Origin of the sequence: Kitasatospora sp. NPDC059462, assembly GCF_042749955.1 — a bacterium.
Lineage (GTDB): Bacteria > Actinomycetota > Actinomycetes > Streptomycetales > Streptomycetaceae > Kitasatospora.
Map to the genome: position 1 here is coordinate 1 of NZ_JBHYUU010000337.1, position 4,135 is coordinate 4,135.

Sequence of the window (4,135 nt, forward strand, 5' to 3'; positions counted from 1 at the left end):
GGCCCGCGGTCGGCGTACGCTCGAACTGCGGCGCCCCCGCGCGCGCCCCTCGGCGGATCGTCGGGCGCTGCGGCGCCCCGTCCGGGCCGGCCGCCGGCCCGCACGCCCCCTGCTCTGCACGGCCCACCTCCTGTTCGAACCGTCCCGGGGAGCATGCAAAGCCATGTTCGGACACCTGTTCGATTCTCGGCGTAGGCTGGAGCCATGAGCACCACCCCCGCCCTCCACCTCCAGCCGTCGCTGTTCGACGACCCCGGCCCGGCCGGACCCGTGCTGGGGCCCCTGACCGGCCTGCGCCGGGAGGTCCTGGGCTCGGGCGCCTGGGTCGACCTGCTGCCCGGCTGGCTGCACGGGGCGGACCGGCTGTTCGAACAACTGGCCGCCGAGGTGCCCTGGCGCGCCGAACGGCGCGAGATGTACGAGCGCACCGTCGACGTCCCCCGGCTGCTCGCCTCCTACCGGGAGCACGACACGCCCCCGCACCCGGTGCTCGGCGCCGCCCGCACGGTGCTGAGCAGCCACTACGCGCCCGAACTGGGCGAGCCGTTCCTCACCCTCGGGCTCTGCTACTACCGCGACGGCCGGGACAGCGTGGCCTGGCACGGCGACCGCCTCGGCCGCGGCGACCGCGAGGACACCATGGTGGCGATCCTCTCCGTCGGCGAGCCCCGGTCCCTGCTGCTGCGCCCCCGGGGCGGCGGCGGACCCGTGCTGCGGCACCGGCTCGGGCACGGGGACCTGCTGGTGATGGGCGGCTCCTGCCAGCGCACCTGGGAGCACGCGGTGCCGAAGACGGCCCGGCCGACGGGCCCCCGGATCAGCATCCAGTTCCGGCCGCGCGGCGTCTCCTGAGACCGCCGGCGGACCCCACCCCGGCCGACCCCCGGCCGACGGACGGACGGACGGGCGGGCGGACGAGGAGGGCGCGGCATGCCGAAGGCGGGCAGGTACCACGAGGGCGTCCCCTGCTGGGTCGAGCTCGGCACGGCGGATCCCGGGCGGGCCCGGCGCTTCTACGGCGGGCTGTTCGCCTGGGAGTTCGTCGAACTGCCCGGCTGGACCGTCGCCACGCTGCGCGGCGCCCAGGTCGCGGGCCTCGCCCCCGGGCCACCGGGGGCCGGAGCGCGCTGGACGACGTACCTGGCGGTGGCCGACGCCGCGCGCACGGCCGCGAAGGTCCGCGAGGCCGGCGGGCGGGTGCTGCGGGAGCCCTACGAGGTGGCGCCCGAACAGGGCTGGGCGGCGCTCGCCGCGGACCCGGCCGGCGCGGTGTTCGGACTGCGGCAGGGGCTGCTCTGGCAGGGCGCCGGACTCGTCGACGAGCCGGCCGCGTTCAGCTGGAGCGAGCAGCACTCCCCCGACCCGGACACCGCCCGGGCGTTCTACCGGCGGGTGTTCGGCTACGCGTACGGCCGGGAGAGCGACGGCGCCACCCCGTTCCGGGTCGACGGCCTGCCCGCCGGTGCGATCGCCCGGCGGCCCGAGGCCGGCTGGTCGGTCCAGTTCGGCGCCGCCGACACCGACCTCGCGGTGGAGAGGGTCCGCGCACTCGGCGGAACCGTCCTGGCCGGCCCCGAACCGACCCCCTACGGCCGCCGTGCCGTGGTCCGCGACGACGCCGGCGCGGCGTTCACCCTGATCGGCCTCCCGTCGGCGCAGGAGCCCCTGGCCGCCTGACACCCCGGCCGCCTGACACCCCGGCCGCCGATCATCCGAGGGGCCGACCGTCCGCAGAGTCGAACGCCCGCCCGTCCAGCGCCCGCCCGTCCAGCGCCCGCCCGCCGGCCCCTCGCCCATCCAGTGCCTCCCGCAACCGGGCGATGTCCGCGGCGTCCTTCGCCCGGCGCGGACGCCGCGGGTCCCACACCGGCATCATCCGCTTGATCTCGATCTGCGCCTGCGGCGCGACGATCGGGCAGACCAGTCCCCCGAGCCGCCCCGGCGGCCCGTCCAGCAGCCCGGCCGGCCAGGCCGTCCCCGCCCAGGGGCCGCCCGCCACCAGCACCCGGCCGTCCGGCGCCGGGTCGACCAGCGCGAAACTCGACTCCAGGCCGTCCCGGACGAAGTCCAGCTGCTGCCCCGGCGCGTCGCCCGGCAGCGGACGGTACCCGAGGGCGCGCAGCCCGGCGGCGAGCGCCCCGGCGTCGGCGGCCGGGGCGAACCAGTCGACGTCCTCGTGGTCCCGGGTCCACTCACCGAGGAAGAAGTCCATCGCCCAGCCGCCGCGCAGCCAGACACGGGTGCCGAGACGGCGGGCGAGGCCCACCGTCTCGGCGATCTGCGCGAGTTGCCCGTCGGCTCGCTCCCGGTCCATGGACCCCACCTCCACGGTCCCGGATGCTGAACCCGCCGCAGCCCCTCCGTCGCGGGGATTTCCGTCAAGGCCCGCGTCTCAGTCCTTGACCGCGCCCGCCAGCCCGGAGACCAGCTTGCGCTGCACCGCGATGAAGAAGATCAGCACCGGCACGGTCATCAGCGTGGAGGCCGCCATGATGCCGCCCCAGTCGTTCTCGTCCGGCTTGAAGAACACCAGCAGCGCCGAGGGGAGGGTCTGGTTCTCGGTCGCGCTGATGATGAAGGTCTTGGCGAAGACGAAGTCGTTCCACGCCGCGATGAAGGAGAACACGCTGGTCGCGGCCAGCCCGGGGGCGACCAGCGGCAGCAGGATCGTCCACAGGATGCGGGCCCGGCTGGCGCCGTCGATCTGCGCGGCCTCCTCGATCGACACCGGCACGGCGGCGACGAAGCCCCGCATCATCCAGATCCCGAAGGGCAGCGAGAACGCCAGCTGGACCAGGATCAGCGATGCCAGGGTGTTGAGCCCGATGCCCGGCGCGAACCGGCCCGCGTCGCGGAACATGAAGAACAGCGGGATGGTCAGCGCCTCGACCGGGATCATCTGGGCGATCAGGAACATCACCATGATGGTGGTGCGGAAGCGGAACTTGAACCTGGTCACCGCGACCGCCGCGAGGAAGACCACCAGCGCGGAGAGCACCACCACCGACAGCGCGATCACCAGGCTGTTGACGAAGTACCGGCCGAAGCCGTCCACGCTGAGCACCTGGCGGAAGCTCTCCAGCGTCGGGTGCGCCGTCCACGGGCGCGGATTGAGCGACTGCACCTCGCCCTTCGGCTTGAAGGCCGAGAGCACCATCCAGAAGATCGGGAAGGCGGTGACGACGGCCACCAGGAGTGCGGTGGTGTTGGCGCCCAGGCGCCAGCGGCTACGGGCGTTCACAGTTCGTTCCCCGTCCTGCGCAGCGAGCGGATGTAGAGGACGGTCGGGATCACCAGGATCAGCAGCATGATCACACCGATGGCCGCGCCGAGCCCGTACTGGGAGGAGGCGAAGGCCTTCTGGTAGGCGTAGACGTTGAGCACCAGGTTCTGGCCGGCGATGCCGCCGCCCTCGGTCATCACGTAGATCTGGGTGAAGACCTTGAAGTCCCAGATGACCGACTGGATGACCACGATGGTCAGGATCGGCCGGAGCATCGGGGCGGTGATCCGGCGGAACGTGGTCCAGGTGCCGGCCCCGTCCAGCGCCGCCGCCTCCATGACCTCGGTCGGGATCGCTTTGATGCCCGCGTACAGCGTCACCATGACGAACGGGAAGGAGTGCCAGACCACGACGGCGCCGACGATGAGGAAGGCCGTCCACTTGTCGTAGAACCAGTTGTACTCGTGGAAGCCGTCCAGGCCGATGCCCACCAGGGTCTTGTTGACCAGGCCCAGGTTGGTGTCGAACAGGAAGCTCCACACCGTCGAGCCGGTCATCGCCGGCGCCGCCCAGGCCGCCATCGCGGCGGTGGTCAGCACCAGCCGGGGCACCCGGCCCACCCTGGTCAGCAGCACCGCGAGGGTCGCGCCGACGGCCAGGGTGGCGACCACGCAGAACGCGGCGAAGCCGATCGTCTGCAGCAGCACCGACCAGAACTGCCCGTCGCTCAGGATCTTCTGGTAGTTGCCGAAGCCGACGAAGCTGGTCGGCACGCCGCCGGAGGCCTGGGCCTGGCCGAAGTCCAGCACGGACAGCAGGCCGAGCTGGTAGATCGGGTAGGCGACCAGCGGGATCATGATGACCGCCGCCGGCAGCAGGAGCAGCAGCGGGGGTCGGCGTCGGCCGCGCGGG

5 protein-coding genes are annotated in these 4,135 nt (G+C 73.3%); 2 read left to right on the forward strand and 3 right to left on the reverse strand.

Going from position 1 to position 4,135, the window contains the following annotated elements:
• The first annotated feature begins 204 nt into the window (after window positions 1-204).
• Both ACFXAM_RS38045 and ACFXAM_RS38050 read left to right on the forward strand, forming a co-directional pair.
• Window positions 205-852 carry an alpha-ketoglutarate-dependent dioxygenase AlkB gene (locus tag ACFXAM_RS38045; RefSeq protein ID WP_380298439.1) on the forward strand — a complete coding sequence of 216 codons (648 nt, stop codon included), beginning with the start codon at window positions 205-207 and terminating at the stop codon, window positions 850-852.
• Between the two features lie 78 nt (window positions 853-930).
• Window positions 931-1,677, forward strand: coding sequence for a VOC family protein (locus tag ACFXAM_RS38050; protein WP_380298441.1), 747 nt, complete (start codon window positions 931-933; stop codon window positions 1,675-1,677).
• 31 nt (window positions 1,678-1,708) lie between these two features.
• On the opposite strand, the gene ACFXAM_RS38055 is transcribed toward ACFXAM_RS38050, so the two are convergent.
• The 3 genes from ACFXAM_RS38055 to ACFXAM_RS38065 all read right to left on the reverse strand — a co-directional run.
• Entirely contained in the window at window positions 1,709-2,314 is a 606-nt protein-coding gene (locus ACFXAM_RS38055) for a nucleotidyltransferase domain-containing protein (RefSeq protein ID WP_380298443.1), read from the reverse strand.
• A 78-nt stretch (window positions 2,315-2,392) separates the two neighbouring features.
• Window positions 2,393-3,241, reverse strand: a complete 849-nt coding sequence (locus ACFXAM_RS38060; protein WP_380298445.1) for a carbohydrate ABC transporter permease — start codon at window positions 3,239-3,241, stop codon at window positions 2,393-2,395.
• On the reverse strand, window positions 3,238-4,135 hold an 898-nt coding region (locus tag ACFXAM_RS38065), incomplete at its 5' end, for a carbohydrate ABC transporter permease (RefSeq protein ID WP_380298447.1). The genes ACFXAM_RS38065 and ACFXAM_RS38060, both read right to left, overlap by 4 nt.

What these genes read in the sequence shown, in the direction of transcription:
- ACFXAM_RS38045 (WP_380298439.1), top strand. Translation starts at nt 205, where the DNA reads ATGAGCACCACCCCCGCCCTCCACCTCCAGCCGTCGCTGTTCGACGAC.
- ACFXAM_RS38050 (WP_380298441.1), top strand. Translation starts at nt 931, where the DNA reads ATGCCGAAGGCGGGCAGGTACCACGAGGGCGTCCCCTGCTGGGTCGAG.
- ACFXAM_RS38055 (WP_380298443.1), bottom strand. Translation starts at nt 2,314, where the DNA reads ATGGACCGGGAGCGAGCCGACGGGCAACTCGCGCAGATCGCCGAGACG.